This window comes from Promicromonospora sp. MEB111, assembly GCF_030209445.1.
GTDB lineage: Bacteria > Actinomycetota > Actinomycetes > Actinomycetales > Cellulomonadaceae > Promicromonospora.
The window spans coordinates 150,993-175,375 of record NZ_JARVSD010000028.1 but is presented as its reverse complement, the minus strand read 5'-3'; the positions used below and the strand labels follow the sequence as shown (position 1 = coordinate 175,375).

The following is a 24,383-nucleotide window of genomic DNA, read 5'->3' as shown; positions in this document are numbered from 1 at the left end:
ACGGCACTGACGTGGCGGGTACCCGAGCCGGGTGCCCGCCACGTCTCGTAGGGTCTTCCCATGACCTCGACCGACCTGCCGGCCACTGAGCCCGCTCCCGTGGAACGCGAAGTTCTCACGTGGGAGACCTTTCCCGTCGCGGTGCGCGACCTGGCCCACAAGGTGGTGGACAGCGGGTTCGTGCCCGAGGTCGTGATCGCCGTCGCCCGGGGCGGTCTCGTGCCCGGCGGTGCCATGGCCTACGCGCTCGGCACCAAGGGTGTCGGCACCCTGAACGTCGAGTTCTACACGGACATCGGCAAGACGCTCGACGACCCGCGGGTGCTGCCTCCCCTCATGGACACGTCCGAGCTCCCGGGCGCCAGGGTCCTCGTGGTCGACGACGTCGCCGACTCCGGCCGCACCCTCGCGCTCGTCATGGACATGCTGGAGAAGAAGGGCGCGGAGGCACGGTCCGCCGTTCTCTTCACGAAGCCGCGCACGATCATCCAGCCTGACTACTCGTGGAAGGACACCGATCTGTGGATCACCTTCCCCTGGTCGGCCGAGCCGCCGGTGACGGGCGCCCGGTCGATCGACGCGTGACCCGCTGAGCCCCGGTGAGCCGCTGAGTTCCTGTGAGTCGCTGCGCCCCGGCGTGCACGGTCAGGCCCACGAGGCACGTGACCAGCACGCCGAGGGCCAGCCCCGAGGCCACGTCGTGCACGTAGTGGACGCCCGCGGCGACACGGGCGCCCGCCACGGCCAGTGCCAATGGCACGACGAGGGGCCAGAGCCGGGGAGCGGCCAGGAGACAGGCCACCGCCAGTGCGCCCGCGATGGTCGAGTGGTTGCTCGGCCAGGACCAGTCCGCCGGGGCCGGACACGCGAGCACGGTGGCGACGTCGACCGCCCGGCACGGCCGTTCCTCCGTGACCAGCAGCTTCACCACCTCGCTCGTGACGTACGCCGCGACGGTGCCCAGCCCGGCCGCGGCGAGCAGCCAGAACCGCGGGCGGTCGCGGAACCAGGTGAGCAGCACGAGGCCCGCCGTGGCGGCGACGAGCGCCAGCAGTCCCTTGTCCGCGACCAGACCCGCGAGGCCGGCCAGGGGCGATGCGGCGGTTCCGCCGGCGATGCCCTCGAAGAGGGAGCCGCGGGCGGGCCAGGCCAGGAGCGCGACGGCGGACAGGACGAGCAGGGCGCTGAGGGCCGCGGGCAGGACGGCGTGAGGCACGGGGCCGGCGACCTGTCCGGCGGGACGATGCGCTGGCGGTGCATGGCGTGTGGTGGTCATGCCGAGAAACGCTAGGAACCGCCGGGGCCGCACGGATCTGACGTGGGTCAGGAGTTGCCTATGACCCTGGTCCTACATCGCCCGCCCGAAGATCAGACCCAGGCTGGAAGCGTGCGCCCGGCGTGTCGACGACGATGGTCCGGTGACCCCGCCGTCAGTGTCCACCGACACCACCGCCATCGACACCGCGCGCTCCGCACCGATCTGTGAGGCCGCAACCCGGACCGGCGCTCGGACCACCGCAGCGGCCGCCCCGTCCCGCGGCGGCGCTCCCCGTGCCGTCGGGCTGCTCCTCGCGGCCGCGTTCGCCGTGCTGCTGGTGCTCGCCGGCGTCGATCCCTGGTGGATGATCCCGCTCGCGGCGGTCGCCGCACCCCTCGGCCTGGCCGACCGTGGAGCCCGCCGGGGTGTGCTCGCGATGGCCCTCGCCGCGGCAGCCGGCGCCGTCGCCGTCCTGGCCGGATGGGCCGACCCGCGCGACGCGCTCGTCACGGCGGCCCGCGGTGTCGTCACCGGTGTGCTGCCCTGGTCGGTGGCAATGGCCTGGCGTGCCCGGCGCGCCGCCGAGGCCGACGCCGCGACGGCGCTCGTCCGGGACCAGGACGCGCGGCGGCTGCGCGCCGAGGCCGACCTGGCGCGGCAGCGGCTGCACCTCGCCGAGGGCCTGCACGACGACCTGGGGCACGCCCTCAGCCTCGTCGCCCTCAACCTGGGCCGGCTGGAGCTCGAGCTGGAGCGCGGTCGGGACAAAGAGCCCGACGCCGCCACCGGCGCGGACGCCGCGGTCGGCTCGGAGTCCGAGCGTCGCCAGGCGTCGGACGTGTCGGCACGCGAGTCCGTCGCGCTGGCACGGCGGCAGGTCTCGGACGCGGTGGCCCGCCTCGGTGCGTCCGTCCAGACGCTGCGCGCCGGCGTGCCCGACGGCCCACCTGCCACGGGGGCCACGACAGGTCTCCTCGACGAGGTCGGCCTCCACGCCCTCGTCGAGGAGGCCCGCCGTGCCGGGGCGGACGTCGAGCTCGGCGGGTCGCCCGGGCCCGAGCGCCTCGCCGCCTTCGGGCCCGTCGCGGCACGGGTGGTCCAGGAGGGCCTGACGAACGCGCTCAAGCACGCGCCGGGTCAGCCGGTCCGTGTGGAACTGAGAGAGGACGCCGAACGCCTCGTGGTGGTGCTGCGCAACCCGTTGCCTGCCTCGAACGCCGGGCAGGCACACGACCGGCCGACGCACGCTGGTGGGGGCACCGGGGTGCGGTCGCTCGGGCGGCAGGTCCGTGCTGCGGGCGGATCGATCGAGGCCGGGCCGACCGGTTCCGACTACGTGCTGCGCGCGGAGCTGCGCCCGGCGGCCGATCCCCCGTCGGTGCGCGATGCAGTCCTTCGTCCTGAAGGCACGGACGCGGCCGCTCGCCTCGCGGGCACGACGCCGGCGCCGCAGAGCGCGCACGCCGTCACCGATGGGCTGACTCGTGCCCGACGCCGAGGCGGGGCGTTGCTGCTGGCCGCGGTGCTCGTGCCGGCCGCCGCCCTGGTCGTGGTCGCGGGTGCGATCCAGCTCGCGGACCATCTCCAGGCCAGGCGTGCGCTGCTCGATCCGACCGACTTCGTCCGCATCGCGGTGGGCGACACCCGGTCCGACGTCGACCCTCTGCTGCCCGGGGCCACGCTCGCTCCACCCCGCGGCGCCGACCCGGCGTGCGACCACTACGCGGTCACGGCGGACCTCCTTGCCGACGCGTCCGGCGACGCCTACCGGATCTGCTGGACGGGCGGCCGCGTGAGGTCGACGGACCTCGTGGTCGGCGGTGCGTCATGAGCGGCCCAGGCACTCCCGCTCCGCTGCGAGTCGTGCTCGCGGACGACGAGCCGCTCGTACGCGCCGGGCTGGCCGGGATCCTTGAGACCGACGACGGGATCCGGGTCGCCGCGCAGGGCTCCTCGGGCGAGGAGGCGCTGGCCGCGGTGCATGCGCACCGGCCCGGCGTCGTGCTCCTCGACGTGCGCATGGGCACGATGAGCGGCCTGGAGACCCTCGCTGAGATCCGGCGCACCGCCGGGTCCCTCCCGTGCCTCATGGTCACGACGTTCGGCGAGGACGAGTACATCGCGGAGGCCATCCGGCTGGGCGCCGACGGGTTCGTGCTGAAGTCGGGCGACCCCCGAGAGCTGCTGCTCGCGGTGCGCGCCGCGGCGTCGGGCGGTGCGTTCTTCTCGCCCGCCGTGTCGCGGCGTCTGCTGCAGACCGGACTGGGCACGCGCTTCATCGCTCAGCAGGAGGCCAGGAGGCGGTTCGAACGCCTCACCCAGCGGGAACAAGAGGTGCTGGCCCTGATCGGCGAGGGACTGCCGAACCCGGAGATCGCGGCGCGCCTCCACCTCGCCGAGGGCACGGTCAAGGTGCACGTCACCTCGATCCTGCGCACCACCGGTGCCCGCAACCGGGTCGAGGCGGCGCTCATCGCGGCCAACGCGGACACCGGGCCGCCGTAGCCCCCGCACGCCAAAGTCCCGGGACCGCAGCATGCTGCAGTCCCGGGCCCTGGTCAGTCGCCACGGGCGACGGCCTTCCGACGAGGCGTCAGAAGTCCCAGTCGTCGTCCTCGGTCTCCACGGCCTTGCCGATCACGTACGACGAGCCCGACCCCGAGAAGAAGTCGTGGTTCTCGTCCGCGTTCGGCGACAGCGCCGCGAGGATCGCGGGGTTGACGTCGGTGTCCTCCTTGGGGAACAGCGCCTCGTAGCCCAGGTTCATCAGGGCCTTGTTGCCGTTGTACCGCAGGAACTTCTTGACGTCCTCGGTCAGCCCCAGCTCGCCGTAGAGCGAGTCGGTGTACTCGACCTCGTTCTCGTACAGCTCGAAGAGCAGGTCGAACGTGTACGCCTTGAGGTCGTCCTGCTCGGGCTGCGTCAGCTTGGCGAGGCCCTTCTGGTACTTGTAGCCGATGTAGTACCCGTGCACGGCCTCGTCGCGGATGATGAGGCGGATCAGGTCGGCCGTGTTCGTGAGCTTCGCCCGCGAGGACCAGTACATCGGTGCGTAGAAGCCGGAGTAGAACAGGAACGACTCGAGCATCGTCGAGGCGACCTTGCGCTTCAGCGGGTCGTCGCCCCGGTAGTAGTCGAGGACGATCTCTGCCTTCTTCTGCAGGTGCTCGTTGCTCTCGGACCACTCGAACGCGTCGTCGATCTCCGGCGTGGACAGCAGCGTGGAGAAGATCGAGGAGTAGCTCTTCGCGTGCACGCTCTCCATGAAGGCGATGTTGGTGTACACCGCCTCCTCGTGCGGGGTGAGCGCGTCCGGGATGAGCGACACCGCGCCGACCGTGCCCTGGATGGTGTCCAGAAGGGTCAGGCCGGTGAACACCCGCGACGTCATGGTCTTCTCGTGCTCCGAGAGCGTGTTCCACGACTGGATGTCGTTGGACACCGGCACCTTCTCGGGCAGCCAGAAGTTACCGACCAGGCGGTCCCAGACCTCCAGGTCCTTCTCGTCCTCGAGGCGGTTCCAGTTGATCGCCGTCACGCGATCGATGAGCTTGAGCTTGCCAGTTGGCGACATGGGAGTTCCTTCAGGGGCGACGGTGGTACGGGTGAGCCTGGCGGTGCGGACCGGTCAGCGGGCTGCTGTCACAGCATGCAGCTGACGCAGTTCTCGACCTCCGTACCCTCCAGTGCCATCTGGCGCAGGCGGATGTAGTAGAGGGTCTTGATGCCCTTGCGCCACGCGTAGATCTGCGCCTTGTTGACGTCGCGCGTGGTCACCGTGTCCGGGAAGAACAGGGTCAGCGAGAGGCCCTGGTCCACGTGCTGCGTCGCCGCGGCGTACGTGTCGATGATCTTCTCGTACCCGATCTCGTACGCGTCCTGGTAGTAGTCCAGGTTGTCGTTCGTCATGTACGGCGCCGGGTAGTAGACGCGGCCGAGCTTGCCTTCCTTGCGGATCTCGATCTTGGCCGGGACCGGGTGGATCGACGACGTCGAGTTGTTGATGTAGCTGATCGAACCCGTGGGCGGCACGGCCTGCAGGTTCTGGTTGTACAGGCCGTGCTCCATGACCGAGGCCTTGAGCGCGCGCCAGTCGTCCTGCGTCGGGATCGCCACGCCGGCGTCGGCAAACAGGCGCGTGACGCGCTCCGTGGCCGGCTTCCACTCCTGCTCGACGTACTTGTCGAAGTACTCGCCCGTGGCGTACTTGGAGTCCTCGAACCCGCCGAACTTCTGCTTCCGCTCGATCGACAGGCGGTTCGACGCCGCGATCGCGTGGTAGGCCACGGTGTAGAAGTAGATGTTCGTGAAGTCGATGCCCTCGTCGGAGCCGTAGTAGATGCGCTCCCGGGCGAGGTAACCGTGGAGGTTCATCTGGCCCAGGCCGATCGCGTGGCCACGCTCGTTGGCCAGCTTGATCGACGGGACGGACTCGATCGAGGTCTGGTCGCTGACCGCGGTCAGCGCACGGATCGCCGTGTCGATGGTGCGGCCGAAGTCCGGCGAGTCCATCGCCTTGGCGATGTTCAGCGAGCCCAGGTTGCAGGAGATGTCGCGCCCGACCTCGTTGTACGAGAGGTCCTCGTTGAACGTCGACGGGGTGGAGACCTGCAGGATCTCGGAGCACAGGTTCGAGTGGGTGATGCGGCCCTTGATCGGGTTCGCCTTGTTCACCGTGTCCTCGAACATGATGTACGGGTACCCGGACTCGAACTGCAGCTCGGCGAGCGTCTGGAAGAAGTCGCGCGCGCTGATCGTGGTCTTGCGGATGCGGTCGTCGGCGACGAGCTCGTCGTACTTCTCCGAGATGGAGATGTCGGCGAACGGCTTGCCGTAGACGCGCTCGACGTCGTACGGGCTGAACAGGTGCATGTCCGCGTTCTTCTTGGCCAGCTCGAACGTGATGTCCGGGATGACGACGCCGAGGGAGAGGGTCTTGATGCGGATCTTCTCGTCCGCGTTCTCCCGCTTGGTGTCGAGGAACCGCATGATGTCGGGGTGGTGCGCGTGCAGGTACACGGCGCCGGCACCCTGACGCGCGCCGAGCTGGTTCGCGTAGGAGAAGGAGTCCTCCAGGAGCTTCATCACGGGGATGACGCCCGAGGACTGGTTCTCGATGTGCTTGATCGGTGCGCCGTGCTCGCGGATGTTGCTCAGGAGCAGGGCCACGCCGCCGCCACGCTTGGAGAGCTGCAGCGCGGAGTTGATGCCGCGCGCGATCGACTCCATGTTGTCCTCGATGCGCAGCAGGAAGCAGGACACGGGCTCGCCGCGCTGCGCCTTGCCGACGTTGAGGAAGGTCGGCGTCGCGGGCTGGAACCGCCCGGAGATGACCTCCTCGACGATGTCACGGGCCGTCTGCTCGTCGCCGTCGGCCAGGCCGAGCGCGACCATTGCGACACGGTCCTCGAAGCGCTCCAGGTACTTCTTGCCGTCGAACGTCTTGAGCGTGTACGAGGTGTAGTACTTGAACGCGCCCAGGAACGTCTCGAAGCGGAACTTCTTGGAGTACGCGAGCTGGAACAGCTCCTTGACGAACGAGCCCGAGTACTTGGCCAGCACGGTCGGGTCGTAGTACTTGGCCTCGACAAGGTGCTCGAGCTTCGCCTCAAGGGTGTCGAAGTCGACGGTGTTCGGGTTCACGTGCTGCAGGAAGTACTGACGGGCCGCCTCGCGGTCCTTCTCGAACTGGATCTTCCCGTCCGGCCCGTACAGGTTCAGCATGGCGTTGAGCGCGTGATAGTCCAGCTGGAGTGACTCCAGGGGAATCTCAGTCAGGCTGAGAGGCTCAGTGGTTGTTGCTGCCAAAATCGTCCCAATCCGTTGCGGACGCGCGTGACGTCCTGCGCCGTTCCCAGAAGTTCGAAGGCGTACAGGTACGGGACATCACACTTCGCCGAGATGATGTCGCCGGTGATGCAGTACGCAGCCCCGAAGTTGGTGTTCCCCGCGGCGATGACGCCGCGGATGAGCGACCGGTTGTGTTCGTCGTTGAGGAACTTCCTCACCTGCCGCGGGACGGCCCCGCCCTCGTTGCCGCCACCGTAGGTGGGGGCCATGAGGACGTAGGGCTCGTCCACGCGCAGGAAGCCGTCGGCCGGGCGGAGCGGGATCCGGTGCACGGATATCCCCAGCTCTTCGAGAGCGAGCTTCTCGACGAACCTGTGCGTGTTCTCGGACACGCTGGAGAAGTAGACGAGAGAGCCCACGTCACGCCTCCTTGCCGACGTTGCAGCGGCTCGGCTCAGGCCGAAGCGGCTTCGCTCTTGTCCAGCACAGCAAGCGCGGCGACCGCGCTGATCTGGTCGGGGCGAAAGCCCGACCAGTGGGTGTCACCGGCCACCACGACCGGTGCCTGGAGGTAACCGAGGCCGCGGACCATCTCCAGCGCCTCAGCGTCCTGCGTGATGTCGACGACCGTGTACTCGACACCCTTGCGATCCAGTGCCCGGTACGTCGCGTCGCACTGGACGCATGCCGGCTTGCTGTAGACCGTGACGCTCATGTCCGCCTCCTCTGACCTCGAAGAACACCCGTGAACTTACGCCGGTGTGCTTTGTTCGCGGGTCTGCGTCTCCCGCTGCACCAAACACTACACCTAGGGTCTGACACTCGCTCGGTCACGACATGTAGTGGTTCGGGACGTGGTAGGCACTACGCCGGGAACGCTCGTGACGCTCATGGACCATGCTGCCACGAGCCTCTGACACCGCCTGGGAGGCCGCGCGCACGTGTTCCCGGGGCGCCGTCGGAGGAGCCGCCGGGACCGCACGAACGGGCTCCACGGCGGCCTCTCGGAGCCCGAAAAAAATCTGAGCCGACGGCGTGTCGCGCCCCTTCGGCGTGTCACCCGGACGGAGTTTGTCGGGCTCGCCACACGACGGACAGCCTCCACCGGGAATACCTCGCCGCCACCCCCGGCGGCCGCGCCCACCGGTGCCCGTGCGCGGCCGGTGCCGCACCCGCGGGAGCGGCTACCCGGTCGGTCCAGGGCGGTGCCAGCCGGCGTCGTCGACGCCGCCGGGCACGGCGGTGCCGGGGTCGTACGGAGCCCGCGTGAAGTGGAAGGTGCCGATGTCCAGTGCGACGGGCGCGCCGTCCGCCTCGACCACCCGGAGCCGCTCGCCCAGCCAGTAGCTGCCCTCGACGCCGCGCAGCTCGCCGCGGACGACGTCGAAGAGCGTGCCGCGGCCCCCGCTCTGCCCGGAGCGCAGGTCGACGCGCCCCGCGGCGTCGACGTGCACGACGAACGGGACAGGCCCCCAGTACCAGGTGCCGGCGATCCCGTTCGAGCCCGTCCGTGACGCCGTACGGGGCTCGTCGGGCACCGGCGATGCCGCGGGCGCCCCGTCGCCCTGGAACGCCGCCAGCAGGCCCGTCCCGTCGCCGAACCCGGCCGTGGACGAGCCGCACACCGCGACCACGTCCCCGGTGCCGACGTCGGCGCGAAGGTCGGCGGTGAACCCCGGCACCGAGCCGCCGTGCCCGACCGTGCGGACGGTGCCGTCCTGGCGCACGCGCACCCCGAGGCCGTGCGCGGTGGCCCACGGGCCGCCGGCGGGTCCGGCGTCGTCGACCACCACTCGCGGGACCGCCAGGTGCCGGCGCAGCTCCAGCGGGAGCACGGCCTCGCCGGCGTCGCGGTCGGCCTCGCCGCCGACGAGCCACATGCCGAACCGCACCAGGTCCGACGGCGTGGACCACACCTCGCCCGCGGGACCCGCCGCGAGGTAGTCGGCGACCGGCTCGTGGTGCACCAGGTCGGCGTCCGGGTGCACGGCGTACCCGTGGACGTACGGGCCTACGGGGACCCGGCCGGTGGCGGTCATGCCCAGCGGCTCCCACAGCTCGTCGCGGAGCACCTTGTCCCAGGCGCCGCCGCGGACCACCTCGACCAGGCGGCCCAGCACGGCGAACCCGGGGTTGCTGTAGTGGTACCGCTCGCCCGGGTCCCAGAGCTGCTCGATGCCGGACCCGGCCAGCTCGTCCCACGTCGGCCCGCCGTGCCGCTCCCACCACGGGCCCGGGAACTCGGCCTGGAGCCCGCTGGTGTGCGTGAGCAGGTGCCGGATCGTGGCGTCGGGCGCCGGGGCGTCCGGCAGGTGCCGGCCGATCGGGTCCGCGAGCGCCACAGCGCCCTCGGACACCAGGCGCAGCACGGCCACGGCGACCATCGGCTTGGTGATCGACCCGATGCGGAACGCGTGCTCCGGCGTCGGACCACCGGCGATCGGGCCGCCCGCCGTCGGGCGGCCCACCGTCGGACCACCCGCCGTCGGACCACCCGCCCAGGGGGCCGCGACCACCCGGGCCCAGACCACCTCTCCCCCGCGGCCGGCGGCCGCGGACAGTGCAGGCACGCGACCCGCCGCGCGCGTCCGGTCGAGGAGGTCGTCCAGGACGTCACCGTGCTCGTTCATGCGCAGAAGGTATCCCGTCGCCGGCGCCGTCATCACCGGTGCCCGTACTCGTCGGGTACGAACGTAGGGATCGTCGCCGCATACGGGCGCATGCGGCGACGATCCCTACGTTCGACGGCCCCGGGCCGGCGGCGCCGGGCCGGCGGCGCCAGGCCCGGCGGGGCAGAACGTCAGGCCGGCGACACCTCGTCGACCGTCGGCAGGGTGTTCGTCGTCGCCAGACGGCGGTACCAGTGCGCCGAGTCCTTCCAGGTGCGCTCCAGCGTCTCGTAGTCGACGCGGATGATGCCGAACCGGCGGTCGTACCCGTAGGCCCACTCGAAGTTGTCGAGCAGCGACCACGCGAAGTACCCGCGCACGTCCACGCCCTGGTCCCGGGCGAGCCCGAGCGCCTCGACGTGGTCGTGCAGGTACGAGACGCGCTCGACGTCGTGGACACGCGCCACGCCGTCCTCGACCACGACGGTGTCCGCGAAGGCGGCACCGTTCTCGGTGACCATGAGCGGCTGGTCGGGGTAGCTGTCGCGCAGCGAGACCAGCAGGTCCGTGAGGCCGGCCGGCTCGATGTTCCAGCCCATGGCGGTGTACGGGCCGGGCTGCGGCAGGAACTCGACGTCGTCGGCCGCGATCCACGGCGTGCCCGCGGAGTCCTTGTGCCCGTCGGCCTGCTGCCGCTCCCCCTCGCCGGAGAAGTGCCGCACGCGCGCCGTCGAGTAGTAGTTGACGCCCAGCACGTCGAGCGGCTGCGCGATGGCCTCCAGGTCGCCGTCCTGCACGAACGACCAGTCGGTCACCGAGGCGGTGTTCTCCAGCAGGTCCGCGGGGTAGGCGCCCTCCAGGACCGGCCCGAGGAAGGCCCGGTTGGCCAGCGCGTCCACCGTGCGGACGGCGCCCTGGTCCACCGCGGACGACGGGTCGTCCGGCCGGAACACGTGCAGGTTCAGCGTGATCGACGTCTTGGCGGTGTCGCCGAGCACCTCGCGGATCTGCTGGACGGCGAGGCCGTGCGCCAGGTTGAGGTGGTGCACCGCCTGGAGCGCGGCCAGGGGCTCCGTGCGGCCCGGCGCGTGCACGCCCGAGCCGTAGCCCAGGTACGCCGTGCACCACGGCTCGTTGAGCGTGGTCCAGACGTCGATGCGGTCGCCCAGCTCCTCGGCCATCTTGCGGGCGTACCGCGCGAACGCGTAGGCGGTCTCGCGGTTGGTCCAGCCGCCGGCGTCCTCCAGCTCCTGCGGGAGGTCCCAGTGGTAGAGCGTGACGACGGGCTTGACGCCCGCCGCGATCAGCCCGTCCACGAGGTCCGAGTAGAACCGGATGCCCTCGGCGTTGAACTCGCCGGAGCCGCCCGGCTGCACGCGCGGCCACGCGATCGAGAACCGGTAGGCGCCGAGGCCCAGGTTCTTGATGTGCTCGACGTCCTCCTGCCAGCGGTGGAAGTGGTCGTCGGCGACGTCACCCGTGTCGCCGTTCAGCGTCCGGCCCGGCGTGTGCGAGAACGTGTCCCAGATGGACGGGCCGCGCCCGCCCTCGGTCGCGCCTCCCTCGATCTGGTACGACGCGGTCGCCGATCCCCAGAGGAAATCGCCGGGGAAACTCCGTGCACTCACAGTGCCACCTCTCCCGGGCCGGTGGCCCGAACGGTCTTGCCTTCGTTCTCGACGCTCCATTCGCCAGGAGCGTCAGCACTGGTCACGTGCACGACGCCGGACTCGTACCGCACACGGAACGTCGCCGGGGCGCCGGTGCCACCGGGGACCAGGATCTCTTCGTCGAACCCTTCGGGCAGACGGGTGCAGCGTAACGTCACGCCCTCGGCCCACGCGTAGTCGGGCCGGTCGTCGCGCGCGCCGACGGGCAGCACCGTCCCGGGCCGCACCAGCACCGGCAGGGTGTCGAACCCGTGCTCCTCGGCCACCCAGCGGGACCCGCTGACCGTCGGGGCCAGGCCCTCCGCGGCGACCTCCGGCAGACGCGTCCACTCCCCCTCGGGCAGGTAGTACTCCGCGCGGGACTCGCCGAACACCGGCGCGACCAGCAGCGACGGGCCCAGCATGTACTGGGTGTCGACGGACGCCGCCGTCCGGTCCCCGGGGAACTGGAGCGCCATCGGGCGCATGACGGGCAGGCCCTCCGCGGCGGCCACGTGGCCGGCCCGGCCGAGGTACGGCATGAGCCGCATCTTCAGCCGGGTGAACTTGCGCGTGACGTCGACGGCCTCGTCGTCGAACGCCCACGGCACGCGGTACGAGCTCGACCCGTGCAGGCGGGAGTGCGAGGAGAGCAGGCCGAACGCCGTCCACCGCTTGAAGACGGCCGGGTCGGGCGTGCCCTCGAACCCGCCGATGTCGTGGCTCCAGTAGCCGAACCCGGACAGCGACAGCGACAGGCCGCCGCGCAGGGACTCCGCCATGGACACGAACGTGGACTCGCAGTCGCCGCCCCAGTGCACCGGGAAGGCCTGGGTGCCCGCCGTGGCCGACCGGGCGAACAGCACGGCCTCGCCGCTGCCCCGCTCCTGCTCCAGCAGGTCGAACACCGTCTTGTTGTAGAGCGAGGCGTAGAAGTTGTGCATGCGCTGCGGGTCGGACCCGTCGTGCCAGACGACGTCGGTGGGGATGCGCTCCCCGAAGTCCGTCTTGAAGCAGTCCACGCCCTGGTCGAGCAGCACGCGCAGCTTGTCCTGGTACCAGGCGGCGGCCTCGGGGTTGGTGAAGTCGACCAGCGCCATGCCGGCCTGCCACTTGTCCCACTGCCAGACGTCGCCGTCGGCCGTGGTCACCAGGTAGCCCTTCTCCGCCCCCTCACGGAACAGGTGGGAGCGCTGGGCGATGTACGGGTTGATCCAGACGCAGACCTTCAGGCCGCGCTCGTGCAGACGGGCCAGCATGCCCTCGGGGTCCGGGAACGTGGCCGGGTCCCAGACGAAGTCGCACCAGTGGAACTGGCGCATCCAGAAGCAGTCGAAGTGGAACACCGACAGCGGGATGTCCCGCTCGGCCATGCCGTCGACGAAGCTCATGACCGTGGACTCGGAGTAGTCCGTGGTGAACGACGTGGAGAGCCACAGCCCGTACGACCAGGCGGGGACGACGGCGGGCCGACCCGTCAGCGCCGTGTACCGGCGCAGGATCTCGGCGGGGGTGGGCCCGTGGATCACGTAGTACTGCAGCGTCTGCCCCGGCACCGAGAACTGGGTGCGGCTGACCACCTCGGAACCCACCTCGAACGACACCCGCTCGGGATGGGCCACGAACACGCCGTAGCCGCGGTCGGTCAGGTAGAACGGCACGTTCTTGTAGGCCTGCTCGCTGGCCGTGCCGCCGTCCTCGTTCCAGACGTCGACGCTCTGGCCGTTCTTCACGAACGCGCCGAACCGCTCGCCCAGCCCGTAGACGTGCTCGCCGACGCTCAGCCCGAGCTGCTCGTGCACGAAGTCGCCCTCGGGCGTGCTGGCCAGCCCGACGCTCCGCGCCGACGAGGTGGTGAGCACCTCGCCGCCCGCCACGAAGTCGACCTGCCACTCGCCGTCGGTCGAGACGCGGGCCGTGAGGCCGCCCGACGTCAGCTCGGCGGGGCCTTCGCCCGGAGCGGCGGGGGTCACGACCTTGACCACGCCCGGCTCCCGGTTGACCGCGAAGTGCGGGCCGGGGTCGCGGCGGCCCTGGTGGTGCTCGATGCGGACGCCGATGACGTCGTCCGCCGGCGCGTCGAACGTGACGGTCACGAGCGGGCGGTTCAGGGTGTCGCCGCGCTTGGTGATCGGCGCGGTCGGCGCGTACACGGTCAGGGTCTCGTCGCCGGCCTCGACCGAGTCGACGTCGCGGGGCCGGAGCACCTCGACGCCGGGACGCAGCTGCCAGTAGCCGTCGGTGAATCTCATGACTGGAACCTCGTTGCTTCTCGCTCGGCGACGTGGGGCGTGCGGGACGCGCGGCGGGGCGCGGTCACTTGACCGCCCCCGCGGTCACGCCCCGGGTCAGGGTGCGCTGGAAGATCAGGAAGAAGATGACGGCCGGCACCAGCGACACGAGCGAGCCCGCGTTGATCGTGGGCGCGTCCATCATCCGGTCGCCCTGCAGGGACGCCAGGGCGATGGGGATGGTCTGGGTGTCGTTGCTGGTCAGCATGACCAGGGGGATGAAGAACTCGTTCCAGGTCCAGATGAAGAAGAAGATCATCAGGACCGAGAGCGTGGGCCGCACGATCGGGAAGACGACCTGCCAGAGGATGCGCCAGCGGCTCGCGCCGTCCAGGGCGGCCGCCTCCAGCAGCGCGGGCGGGAACGTGCCGAGCACGGACGACAGCAGGTACGTGCCGAACGCCGACTGGATGACGGTGAAGATGATGATCACCGACCACTGCGAGTTCGACAGGCCCACGGACTGCGCCATGGTGAACAGCGGGTAGATCAGCGCCTCCTGCGGCAGCATGTTCGCCAGCAGGAACAGGGCGATGATCCACAGCCGCCCCTTCACGCGGCCGATGCCGATCGCGTACGCGTTCAGCAACGACAGCAGCGCGCCCAGCACGGCCACGACGGCCGAGATGAACACCGAGTTCCAGAGCTTGACCGGGAAGTCGGTGCGCTCCCAGAAGGCCACGACGCCGTCGAGATAGAGGCCCGACGGCAGGGACAGCGGCCCGTTGGCCGCGTAGTCCTGCGGCGACTTGAACGCGTTGAGCAGCATGATCCCGAACGGCGCGAGCACCGCGAGGCCCACCAGGACCGCGGCGGCCAGCACGAGCCAGCGGCCCGCGCCGCGCCGGTACCGGGAGTCGACGGCGGTGGCCCGCACCTGGGCGGGTCGCAGGTCTGTGGCGACGGCCATGTCAGACCCCCTCCCTCTCACGTCGTTCGGCCCGGTTCTGCAGGCCGAGGATGATCAGGGCCACGGCGACGATCACGAGCGTGAGCACCGTGGCGATCGCGGACCCGTAGCCGACCTGGGACTTGTCGAAGAAGTTCAGGTACGAGTAGTAGCTGGGCACCAGGGTCGAGCTCTCGGGCCCGCCGCGCGTCAGCACGTAGATGGGCCCGAACACCTTGAGCGCCGCGACCGTGCAGGTCAGCGTCACCACGAAGGTCTCGGGGCGGATCTGGGGCACCGTGATGGCCCGGAACCGGTCCCACCAGCCGGCGCCGTCGAGCTCGGCCGCCTCGTACAGCTCCGGGTCCACGCGCTGCAGCGCCGCCATGAAGATGACCACGGGGTAGCCCATCTGGACCCAGATCAGCACGAGCATCACCGACGGCAGGGCCGTGCTCGGGTCGCCCAGCCAGTTGGGCGGCGACTCGATGCCGATGCCCCGCAGGATCACGTTGAGCGCGCCCGTCTGGGAGTTCAGGATCCAGTTCCACAGCACACCCGCCACGGCGACGGGCAGGATCTGCGGCAGGTAGTACGTGGCCCGCAGCACCGACGAGACGCGCTCGCCGAACCGCCGTCCGAGGTAGTCGAACAGCACCGCCGCCAGCACCAGCCCCAGCAGCGTGGGCACCAGCACCATCGCGACGATCATCGCCAGCGAGTTGCCGAACGACGTCCAGAACTTGTCGTCGCCCAGCAGGTCCACGTAGTTGCCCAGCCCGTTCCAGCGCAGCGGCGCCATGCCGCCGCGCCACTTGAACAGGCTGAAGTACACGTTGGTCAGCAGGGGGTAGCCGATCACCACGCCGAACGCAACCGCGCCGGGCAGCAGGTAGGGCAGGTACCCCACCCACGGCGCCCGACGGCGGCGCGTCCCGCGCGGCGCGCGCGGGCGCTGGTCCGCCCGCGCGCGCCGGTCGGTCACAGCGGTGTCAGCCATCGAGCAGGTCGGCCTTGCCCTCGTCGTACGAGCTCTGCAGCCCGTCCAGCACCTCGGCTGGCGTCTTGGACCGGTTGACCAGGGACTGCAGCTCGCTGACGATCACGTCGTAGTAGCCGGCCACGGGCCAGTCGGGGTAGTACGCCAGGCCGTCCTCGTCCAGGATCGCCTGGAAGTTCTCGGTGAGCTCGCGCGTGCGCTCGTCCTCGATCACGGAGGCGTCACCCGCCACGGGCAGGCCGCCCTCGGTGGCCAGCACGTTCTGCACCTCGGGGCGCAGCGTGATGTCGATGAACTCCTCGGCCAGGCTCGGGGAGTCGGCGTTGGCCGGGACCACCCAGAGGTTGCCCGACGAGCCGGTGTGCAGCGTGTTGCCCGGGAAGTTGAACTGGCCCCAGTCGGCCTCGGTCTCGGCCGCGAGGCGGCCGAACCACCACGAGCCGCTGACCATGAGCGGGTAGGTGCCGTCGATGAACGAGACGCCCATGTCCTCGGCGGTCAGCGCCGCGGAGTCGGAGGCGATGTAGCCCTTCTCGATCCACTCGTCGAGCTTCTCGGTGGCCTGCGTCATCGCGTCGTTGTGGAAGTCGACGTCGTTCGCGAAGAGCTGGTAGTCGTCCACCAGGGCGCGGTCGCCGTAGGCGAGCACGAGCTCGTACCAGAGCTGGCCGAGCGGGTACTCGGCGCCGGCCTCGGCCAGCGGCGTGATGCCCTCCTTCTTGAAGGCGGCCAGCACGTCCTCGAACTCGTCGAGGGTGGTCGGCACCTCCAGCCCGAGGTCGGCGAGCATCTCCTTGTTGTAGTAGACGCCCACGAACTCGCCGTAGTTCGGCACGCCGTACCACTCGCCGGAGCCCATGAGGCCCTGCTCGTCGTAGGTCGCCGTGGTCGCGAGCGAGCCGGACAGCTTCTCGTCCCAGCCGCGCTCGGTGGCGGCGTCGGTCAGCGGGGTCAGCAGGCCCTGCGCGGCGAGCTGGCCCGCGGTCGCGTTGCCCTTGTTGAACTCCATGACGTCGGGCACGTCGTCGCCCGTGAGCACGATCTTGGCGTTCTTCTGGATCTGCTCGAACGTCTGCTTCTCGACGTCGACCGTGACGTCCGGGTTCTCCTCCTCGAAGATCTCGATGGCCTTGGCCCAGGCCTTGCCCATCGCCGAGTCCTCGTTCTCGTAGTGCCAGATGGTGAGCGTGCTGTCGTCGGTGTCGCCACCGCCGCCGCCCTGGCCGGTGCAGCCGGCCAGTGCCATGGCGCCGGCCATCGCCGCCGCCACGACCGTCATCGTCCGCTTGTGCCTCATTGCATCTCCTTGGTCCACGTCCGAACTGCTGCGTCCGGATCGTCGAAGCGTTTCAACACGCTAAACCTAGACTCTCACGGATGTCCAGTGGCACTTTCGGTACGAAACGCTAGTCTTCTGTCGAAGCGCTTCCCCACCATGCGGCACACTGGTGTGCCGGCACCGCGCGCTACCTGCACCGGCACCGACCCGAAGGGAGCACCGTGGCTACGATCGACGACGTCGCGAGGACGGCGGGGGTGTCGACCTCGACCGTGTCCTACGTGCTCTCGGGCAAGCGGCCCATCTCCGCACCCACCCGGGCACGGGTCGAGCGCGCCATCGAGAAGCTCGGCTACCGCCCCCACGCCGGCGCCCGGGCGCTGGCCTCCTCCCGCACCAACGTGATCGCGCTGATGGCGCCGCTCCGCGTGGGCGTGAACGTGCCGGTCATCATGCAGTTCGTGGCGGGCGTGGTCACCCGGGCGCGCGACTTCGACCACGACGTGCTGCTGCTGACGCAGGACGACGTGAGCGGCCTGGACCGCGTGACCGGCGGCTCGATGGTGGACGCGCTGGTCATGATGGACATCGAGGCCGACGACCCGCGCGTGCCCCTGGTGGCCGCCGCCAAACAGCCCACGGTGCTTATCGGCCTGCCGCAGGACCCCGAGGGGCTGAGCTGCGTGGACCTCGACTTCGAGGCCGCAGGCCGGCTCGCCGTGCGGCACCTCGCTCAGACGGGCCACACCGACGTGGCGCTCATCGGCTCCCCGCCCGAGGTGCTGCGGCGGCACACCTCCTACGCCGAGCGCATGATGCGGGGCCTGCGCGACCAGGCCCGCGGGTCGGGCGTGACGGTCAAGGTGGAGGCGTGCGACTCGTCGCCGTCGGGCGCCGCGACCGCCGTGGACACGCTGCTGGCCACGGCCCCGGACACCACCGGCATCGTGGTGCACAACGAGGGCGCCCTGCCCCACGTGCTGTCCCGGCTGGCCGAGCGCGGCCGGGTGGTCGGCCGGGACATGTCCGTGGTGGCCGTGTGCCCCACGGACGTGGCGCTGTCCCAGCGCATCCCGATGACCAGCATCGACCTGCCCGCCGAGGGCATCGGCAAGGTGGCCGTGGACATGGTGATGGCACGCCTCGAGGGCGAGCAGCCGTCCGAGACCCGGCTGCTCGCCCCCGTGCTGACCGAACGGGAGAGCTCGGCGCCCGGCCCCGCCGCCGAGGACGGCTGACGGCGGGAGCGGGCCGCCGCTCATCCCTTGATGGCCCCGAAGATCACGCCCTTCGTGAAGTGCCGCTGCACCAGCGGGTACACGACCAGGATCGGCACGATCGCCAGCACCATCACGGCCATCTTGACCGGCAGGCCGGTCACGGCGCCGTCGGCCACGTCGACCTGGCCGACGCCGCTGCCCGGCAGCGTCACGCCCTGCAGCACGTAGGACCGCAGCACGAGCTGCAGCGGCCACTTCGCGTTGTCGTTGATGTAGAGCATGGCGTTGAAGAACGCGTTCCAGTAGCCGACGCCGTAGAACAGCGCGACCACCGCCACCACGGCCTTGGACATGGGCAGCACGATCTGCCCCAGGATGCGCCAGTCCCCCGCGCCGTCGATCCGGGCCGCGTCCGTGATGGACCGGTCGATGCCCATGAAGAACGCCCGCAGGATGAGCACGTTGAACGCGCTCACGGCCCCCGGGAGGATGAGCGACCAGTAGCTGTCGATCAGCCCCAGGTTGCTCACCAGCAGGTACGTCGGGATCATCCCCGCGCCGAAGAACATGGTGATCAGGAAGACGAACAGGACGGGCCGGTGGGCGAAGGAGCCCGGCCGGCTCAGGCCGTACGCCGCCAGCACGGACACCGTGGTCGACAGCACCGTGCCGACCACCGTGATGCCGATGCTCACGACCGTGGCCCGCGTGACGATCCCGCCGGACAGGATCTGGCCGTAGGCCGCGAACGTCAGGCCGCCCGGCACCGTGACCAGGCCGCCGGACCGGGTGATGTCCGCCTGGGTCGACAGGCTGGTGAGCACCACCGTGTACAGCGGGTAGACGACCGTGGCCACGATGAGCAGCAGCGCCGCCCCCTTGACCAGGAGCCCCGGCAGGCTGGGGTCCTCCTCCCAGACCGGACGGTTCCGGCCGCGCAGCAGGGCGCGGTACCGGCTCGGGCGCCGCGCGGGCTCCCGCGGGCGGTCCACCGCCGGTGTCGTGGACGGCGGCGCCGGCCGCGCCGTCGTCGTCCCGGTCTCGTTCTCGATGTCGGCACTCATGCGCGCTGATACACCCCCGCCTCGCCCACCAGGTGGGCGAGCTTGTTGGCCCCGAGCACCAGGGCGAGCGACACCAGGCCCTTGACGAGCCCCGCGGCCGCCGCGAAGGCCCAGTCGCCGTTCACGACGCCCTGGTAGTACACGAACGTGTCGAGCACCTCCGCGACGTCGGTGCCGACGGCACCGCGCTGGAGGATGAGCTGCTCGAACCCGACGGTGAGCGCGTCGCCCAGCCGCAGGATCAGCAGCAGGATGATCACCGGGCGCAGCGCGGGGAGGGTCACGTGCCACATCCGCCGCCACCGGCCCGCGCCGTCGACCACCGACGCCTCGTAGAGCTGGGGGTCCACGGTGGCGAGCGCCGCAAGGAAGATGATGATGCCCCAGCCCGCGTCCTTCCAGACGGACTGCGCGGTCAGCAGCAGCAGGAACGTGTCGGGGTTGGTCATCAGGTCGAAGCCCGTGTACCCCGCCTCCCGCAGCCTGGTCGCCACCATCCCGGCACCGCCGAAGATCTGCTGGAAGATCGTCACGACGATCACCCAGGAGAAGAAGTGCGGCAGGTACACGATCGACTGGATGGTCGTGCGCAGCCCCGGTGACAGCACGCTGTTCAGGAGCAGCGCGAGCACGATCGGCACCGGGAAGAAGAACACGAGCTGGAACGCGGTGATGACCAGCGTGTTCCCCACGGCGTCGAGGAAGAGCGGGTTGGTCAGGACGCGCGCGAAGTTGGCCCACCCGATGAAGGGGCTCTCCCGGATGCCGACGTACGGCGAGTAGTCCTGCCAGGCCACCACGTTGCCGAGCATCGGCACGTAGGCGAACACGGCCAGCAGCAGCACGGCCGGTGCCACCATGATCAGCAGCGAGCGGTCGCGCCGCGCCCGGACGGTCCAGGGGATCCTGCGCCGGGGCGGGGCGTCCGCCGGTGAGCTCGGGGTGCTCACTGCTCGTCCAGGATGCCCTGGTAGAACGCGCGCAGCTCCTCACCGCCGCTGCTGCGCCACGTCGCGACGGCGTCGTCCAGGTCCGTCAGGGACTTGCGGCCGCGCGCGATGTCCTTCTCCAGGTCCGCGAACGGCGTGCTGAGCGACGCGAACTGCGACGGCTCGGTGATCTGCTTGCCGTAGAAGAGCGGCTCCTCGACGTACTCGGAGGCGGCGGCCATCCACGTGCAGTAGGCCTCGACGTAGCCCTCGTACTGCACCTGCGCGTTCACCTTCGGTGGGTCCACGAGGAAGATGTACGACGGCGCCACGTCGTCGGCCGCGGCGTCCGTCGCCCGGGGCAGGCCGTCGCCGTCGATCTCGTAGTGCTCGCCCTCGAGGCCGAAGTTGACGAGCTGGAACTCCGTGGTCCCGAACGGCGAGGCGAGGAAGTCGGCGGCGGCGAGGAGCTCCTCGATCTGCGCCTTGTCGTCCCGCTTCTTCAGGAACGAGAACATGTCGGCCGGCGCGCCCTTCCAGATCCGCGGTGTGCCGCCGTCGTGCGCGATCGGGTCGAACGGCCGCGGGTCGAAGTCCGGGTTGCTCGGCAGCACCCGGCCCAGGGACTCGTGCCAGCCGCCCACGCCGTCGTTGACGACCAGGATCTCGCCCGCCTCGAAGAGGGGCTTCATCTCCTCGGGCTTGTCGGCCACGGCCGTCGGGTGCACCGCGCCCGACGCGTAGAGCCGGGCCTGCCAGTCCAGCGCCGCCCGGTACTCCTCGGACTCGACGCGGCTGACCAGCGAGCCGTCGTCGGCCAGCTTCCAGCCCTTCTCCGGGGGCACCGCGAACATCATGTTCGCCGTGATCCACTGGTCGGCCGAGCCCCAGCGCTTCTTGCCCGGGTCGGTCAGCTCCTTGGCGAGCTCGATGAACTCGTCGGCGTCCCGGGGCTGCTCGGTGATGCCGAGCTCGGCGAGGATGTCGGCCCGGTAGAACGTCGCCAGGTGGACCAGCTCCCCCGGGAACGGCAGGCCGTAGAGCTTGTCGTTGAAGACGCCGTAGCGCCAGGCGTCCGTGGGGATGTTGGCGAGGTTCTTGTACTTCTTGACGTTGTCGCCGGACAGGTACGGCGTGAGGTCCTCGAAGAGGGCGTCGACGGCCTGGGCGAACCGCGGCGGGAAGTTCCAGGTGGGCACGCAGACCCAGTCCGGCACGTCCTTCGCCGACGCGAGCACGGCCGCGAGCTTGTCGCCGTAGGTGTTGCCGTCGGAGATCTGGAACTCGACGGTGGTGCCCATCGCCTCGCTCACCGCGTCGAAGTAGGGGTTGCCGGACGTCTTCGGGATGGCGCTCCAGAGCGGCGTCATCGCGGTGTAGGCGCCGCCGGACCCGGGCGGCGTCTCGAACGCCGTGACCAGCTCGTCGGGGATCGAGGCGTAGCCGGCGGTGGAGCCGTTGACCGACGGGAAGTCCGGCTTGACGTACTCGACCGGCACGTAGGTGGGCAGCACGCCCGAGCTCACGGTGGCGCCGCCCTGCGCGGGACCCGCCGCGCCGCTGGTGCAGGCGGTGAGCAGGGACGGTACGCCGACGACGCCGGCGCCGACCGCGAGGAAGCCGAGGAACGACCGGCGGCTGAGCCCGCCGGTCAGGTGGGGTGCTGTCATGGCTCTTCACTCCTTTGTGGACAGCGCGGCACGTCTGTGTGCCCGGACACGACGAGGATCTCGGCGCTTCGACGTCGAAGCGCTTCGACCTCCATCGTTGTCAGAACAGTAGGGCAAACGCAGAAGTCGGGGCAATGATTCGCCCCGAATTGGGCAATTGACCATTGAACCGTTTCGAGGGCTGGGCCTACTCTTCGACCGGACGCAGACCGCCCGCACGACCTGACGCAAGGGAGCACGACGACGTGCCGAACCAGACGCAGCCCCTCTTCCGCGACCCCGCCGCCCCGCTCGCCGACCGGGCCCGTGACCTGCTGGACCGCCTCACCGCCGACGAGCGGCTGAGCCTGCTGCACCAGCACCAGCCCGCGATCGAGCGGCTCGGCCTCGCCGCGTTCCACACCGGCGCCGAGGCGCTGCACGGCGTCGCGTGGCTCGGCCGCGCCACCGTGCTGCCCCAGCCCGTCGGGCTGGGTGCCACGTGGGACACCGACCTGCTCCGCCGGCTCGGCGACCTGGTGTCCACCGAGCTGCGGGCCAAGCACGCGCAGGATCCGGCCGTGTCCCTGAACGTCTGGGCGCCCGTGGTGAACCCGCTGCGGCACCCCGCCTGGGGCCGCGGCGAGGAGGGGTACAGCGAGGAGCCGCGGCTCGTCTCCCACCTCGCGACGGCGTACTGCGCCGGGCTGCGCGGGGACCACCCGACGGTCTGGAAGACGGTCCCGGCCCTCAAGCACTTCCTCGGGTACGGCAACGAGACGGACCGCTCGGCGACGTCGTCGAACCTGTCCGAGCGCACCCTGTACGAGTACGAGCTGCCCGCCTACCGCGGGCCGGTCGAGGCGGGGGTCGCCGGCGCGGTGATGCCGTCGTACAACCTGGTCAACGGGGTTCCGGCGCACACGTCGGGCGACCTGCTGGCCGAGCTGCGCTCGTGGGCGCCGGGGTCGGTGGCCGTGGTGTCGGACGCCGGCGCACCCACCTTCCTGGTGACCGTCCAGCGCGCGTTCGCCTCCCACGCGCAGGCGCACGCCGCGGCCGTGCGCGCGGGCCTCGACTCGTTCACGGACAACGACACCGACCCGTCGCTCACGCTGGATCGGCTGCGCGAGGCGCTGGCGGCCGGGCTGCTGACGCAGGAGGACGTCGACACCGCCGCCCTGCGCCTGCTGGAGCTGCGGCTGCGCACGGGCGAGCTCGACGGGTCCGCCGACCCGTACGCGGGCATCGGCCCCGACGCGATCGACCTGCCCGAGCACCGGGTCCTGGCGCGCGAGGCGGCGGCGAAGTCCGTGGTGCTGCTGCGCAACGACGGGACGCTGCCGCTGGGCACGCCCGGCCGCATCGCCGTCGTCGGCCCCCTGGCCGACCGGGTGCTCACCGACTGGTACTCCGGCACCCCGCCCTACGCCGTCTCCCTGGCCCGTGCGGTGGCGGACCGCTACCCCGACGCCGTCGTGGACGTCGCCGACGGCGCGGACCGGGTGGCGCTGCACGCCACGTCGTCCGGCCGGTACGTGACCGTCACCGCCGACGGCGAGGTGAGCGTGTCGGCGCCGGACGCCGGGCCGGGGACCCACCTGGACGTGACCGACTGGGGCGACGGCCTGCTCACGCTCCGGTCGGCCGCCTCGGGCCGGCTCCTGACGGGCGCGGGCTGGATCCTTGCCGCCGACGCCGAGCGGGTCGGCGGCTGGGTGGTGCAGGAGTCGTTCCGGCGGCACCACCACGCGGACGGCACGTGGTCGCTGCTGCACGTCGGGAGCGGGCGGTGGGTCCGGGTGCAGCTCGGGTCCGGGCTGCTCGTGGCCGAGGCCACGCGGCTCGTGGACGCCGAGCGGTTCGTGTGGCGCACCGTCGTCTCGGGTCACGCCGAGGTGGCGCGGGCGGCGGCGGCCGCGGACGTGGTGCTCGTGGCCGTGGGCAACGACCCGCACCTGGGCGGGCGCGAGACCGAGGACCGGACGTCGCTCGCGCTGCCGGAGCAGATGGCCGAGACCTGGCGGGTCGCGCGCGAGGCGTGCCCGGCGGCGGTGCTGGTCGTCACGTCGTCGTACCCGTACGTGCTGGGGCCCGGTGTGATGGGGCCGGGCGTGATGGACGGGCCGGCCGGGGACGACGGCGCCGGGGCCCTGGTCTGGGCCGCGCACGGCGGGCAGGAGGCCGGGAACGGCCTGGTGGACGTGCTGTCCGGGGACACGGAGCCCTTCGGGCGGCTCGCGCAGACATGGCCGGCGACCGAGGCCCAGGCGGGTGACCTGTTCGACTACGACGTGGCGCGCCAGGGCGTCACCTACCGGCACCTGGCGAGCGAGCCCGCGTACTGGTTCGGGCACGGGCTGAGCTACACGACCGTCGCCTACGAGGGTCTGCGGCTGGTGTGCGACGGCGGGGCCGGGCTGGAGCGGGACGGCGGGGCGACCGCCGTCGTCGCGGTGCGCAACACCGGCGAGCGCCCCGTGGACGAGCTGGTCGCCGTGCACGGGCTGTCGCCCGACCTGCCGGTGCCCGCCGCCCGGCGCCAGCTCCTGGGCCACGCGCGCGTGCGGCTCGCCCCGGGCGCGTCGGCCGAGGTCGAGGTGCCGCTGGACCTGGGCGCCCTCGCGGTCCGGCACGGCGGCGCCATGGTGCTGCAGCCGGGCACGTACACGGTGGCGTCCGGGCCGTCGGCCGGGGACCTCCGGGTGCGTGCCGAGCTCGCCGTGAGCCAGCCGCCGCCCTCGCCCTGAGCCGGC

The 24,383-nt window shown here is 71.1% G+C and carries 19 protein-coding genes; 5 read left to right on the top strand and 14 right to left on the bottom strand.

What is annotated here, in order from left to right; all coding sequences use genetic code 11:
* Positions 1-60: 60 nt before the first annotated feature.
* Positions 61-585, top strand: coding sequence for a phosphoribosyltransferase (locus QRN56_RS26610; protein WP_285108372.1), 525 nt, complete (start codon positions 61-63; stop codon positions 583-585).
* On the opposite strand, the gene QRN56_RS26605 is transcribed toward QRN56_RS26610, so the two are convergent.
* Positions 527-1,216, bottom strand: a complete 690-nt coding sequence (locus tag QRN56_RS26605; RefSeq protein WP_285108370.1) for a phosphatase PAP2 family protein — start codon at positions 1,214-1,216, stop codon at positions 527-529. The two genes, QRN56_RS26610 and QRN56_RS26605, sit on opposite strands and share 59 nt — an antisense overlap.
* A gap of 202 nt (positions 1,217-1,418) precedes the next feature.
* Between QRN56_RS26605 and QRN56_RS26600 the strand changes: the two genes are divergently transcribed.
* Positions 1,419-3,089: a sensor histidine kinase gene (locus tag QRN56_RS26600; RefSeq protein WP_285108368.1), complete on the top strand. Its 1,671-nt coding sequence runs from the start codon at positions 1,419-1,421 to the stop codon at positions 3,087-3,089.
* 32 nt (positions 3,090-3,121) lie between these two features.
* Positions 3,122-3,763: a response regulator gene (locus tag QRN56_RS26595; protein WP_285108367.1), complete on the top strand. Its 642-nt coding sequence runs from the start codon at positions 3,122-3,124 to the stop codon at positions 3,761-3,763.
* A gap of 88 nt (positions 3,764-3,851) precedes the next feature.
* Here the strand turns inward: QRN56_RS26595 and nrdF are convergent, their stop codons facing one another.
* From nrdF to QRN56_RS26545, 10 genes are all read right to left on the bottom strand, one after another.
* On the bottom strand, positions 3,852-4,832 hold the full coding sequence (nrdF, locus tag QRN56_RS26590; RefSeq protein WP_285108366.1) for a class 1b ribonucleoside-diphosphate reductase subunit beta: 981 nt from the start codon (positions 4,830-4,832) through the stop codon (positions 3,852-3,854).
* Positions 4,833-4,900: 68 nt separating this feature from the next.
* Positions 4,901-6,982, bottom strand: coding sequence for a class 1b ribonucleoside-diphosphate reductase subunit alpha (nrdE, locus tag QRN56_RS26585; RefSeq protein WP_502928845.1), 2,082 nt, complete (start codon positions 6,980-6,982; stop codon positions 4,901-4,903).
* Positions 6,983-7,032: 50 nt separating this feature from the next.
* Positions 7,033-7,467 carry a class Ib ribonucleoside-diphosphate reductase assembly flavoprotein NrdI gene (gene nrdI, locus QRN56_RS26580; RefSeq protein WP_285108364.1) on the bottom strand — a complete coding sequence of 145 codons (435 nt, stop codon included), beginning with the start codon at positions 7,465-7,467 and terminating at the stop codon, positions 7,033-7,035.
* A gap of 35 nt (positions 7,468-7,502) precedes the next feature.
* Positions 7,503-7,763: a glutaredoxin-like protein NrdH gene (gene nrdH, locus QRN56_RS26575; protein WP_285108362.1), complete on the bottom strand. Its 261-nt coding sequence runs from the start codon at positions 7,761-7,763 to the stop codon at positions 7,503-7,505.
* A gap of 469 nt (positions 7,764-8,232) precedes the next feature.
* On the bottom strand, positions 8,233-9,678 hold the full coding sequence (locus QRN56_RS26570; RefSeq protein ID WP_285108361.1) for a serine hydrolase domain-containing protein: 1,446 nt from the start codon (positions 9,676-9,678) through the stop codon (positions 8,233-8,235).
* A 170-nt stretch (positions 9,679-9,848) separates the two neighbouring features.
* Positions 9,849-11,285 carry a GH1 family beta-glucosidase gene (locus QRN56_RS26565; protein ID WP_285108360.1) on the bottom strand — a complete coding sequence of 479 codons (1,437 nt, stop codon included), beginning with the start codon at positions 11,283-11,285 and terminating at the stop codon, positions 9,849-9,851.
* The gene (gene yicI, locus QRN56_RS26560) at positions 11,282-13,558 is read right to left on the bottom strand and encodes an alpha-xylosidase (RefSeq protein ID WP_285108358.1); all 2,277 of its coding nucleotides are present in this window, start codon (positions 13,556-13,558) and stop codon (positions 11,282-11,284) included. The genes QRN56_RS26565 and yicI overlap by 4 nt, the downstream gene beginning before the upstream one ends.
* Before the next feature lie 64 nt (positions 13,559-13,622).
* Entirely contained in the window at positions 13,623-14,507 is an 885-nt protein-coding gene (locus QRN56_RS26555) for a carbohydrate ABC transporter permease (RefSeq protein WP_285108356.1), read from the bottom strand.
* A gap of 1 nt (position 14,508) precedes the next feature.
* Complete coding sequence (locus QRN56_RS26550) at positions 14,509-15,486, bottom strand: carbohydrate ABC transporter permease (protein WP_502928844.1); 978 nt, start codon at positions 15,484-15,486, stop codon at positions 14,509-14,511.
* Positions 15,479-16,783, bottom strand: a complete 1,305-nt coding sequence (locus QRN56_RS26545; protein WP_285108355.1) for an ABC transporter substrate-binding protein — start codon at positions 16,781-16,783, stop codon at positions 15,479-15,481. The genes QRN56_RS26550 and QRN56_RS26545 overlap by 8 nt, the downstream gene beginning before the upstream one ends.
* Before the next feature lie 203 nt (positions 16,784-16,986).
* Between QRN56_RS26545 and QRN56_RS26540 the strand changes: the two genes are divergently transcribed.
* On the top strand, positions 16,987-18,003 hold the full coding sequence (locus QRN56_RS26540) for a LacI family DNA-binding transcriptional regulator (protein ID WP_285108353.1): 1,017 nt from the start codon (positions 16,987-16,989) through the stop codon (positions 18,001-18,003).
* A gap of 20 nt (positions 18,004-18,023) precedes the next feature.
* Here QRN56_RS26540 and QRN56_RS26535 read toward each other — a convergent pair whose 3' ends face one another.
* The 3 genes from QRN56_RS26535 to QRN56_RS26525 are packed head-to-tail and all read right to left on the bottom strand — an operon-like array spanning position 18,024 to position 21,648.
* On the bottom strand, positions 18,024-19,049 hold the full coding sequence (locus QRN56_RS26535; protein ID WP_285108351.1) for a carbohydrate ABC transporter permease: 1,026 nt from the start codon (positions 19,047-19,049) through the stop codon (positions 18,024-18,026).
* Entirely contained in the window at positions 19,046-19,999 is a 954-nt protein-coding gene (locus QRN56_RS26530) for an ABC transporter permease (protein ID WP_285108349.1), read from the bottom strand. The genes QRN56_RS26535 and QRN56_RS26530 overlap by 4 nt, the downstream gene beginning before the upstream one ends.
* Positions 19,996-21,648: an extracellular solute-binding protein gene (locus QRN56_RS26525; RefSeq protein ID WP_285108348.1), complete on the bottom strand. Its 1,653-nt coding sequence runs from the start codon at positions 21,646-21,648 to the stop codon at positions 19,996-19,998. The genes QRN56_RS26530 and QRN56_RS26525 overlap by 4 nt, the downstream gene beginning before the upstream one ends.
* A 245-nt stretch (positions 21,649-21,893) precedes the next feature.
* Here QRN56_RS26525 and QRN56_RS26520 point away from each other — a divergent pair, with 245 nt between their 5' ends.
* Positions 21,894-24,377, top strand: a complete 2,484-nt coding sequence (locus tag QRN56_RS26520; protein ID WP_285108346.1) for a glycoside hydrolase family 3 C-terminal domain-containing protein — start codon at positions 21,894-21,896, stop codon at positions 24,375-24,377.
* Positions 24,378-24,383: the final 6 nt, after the last annotated feature.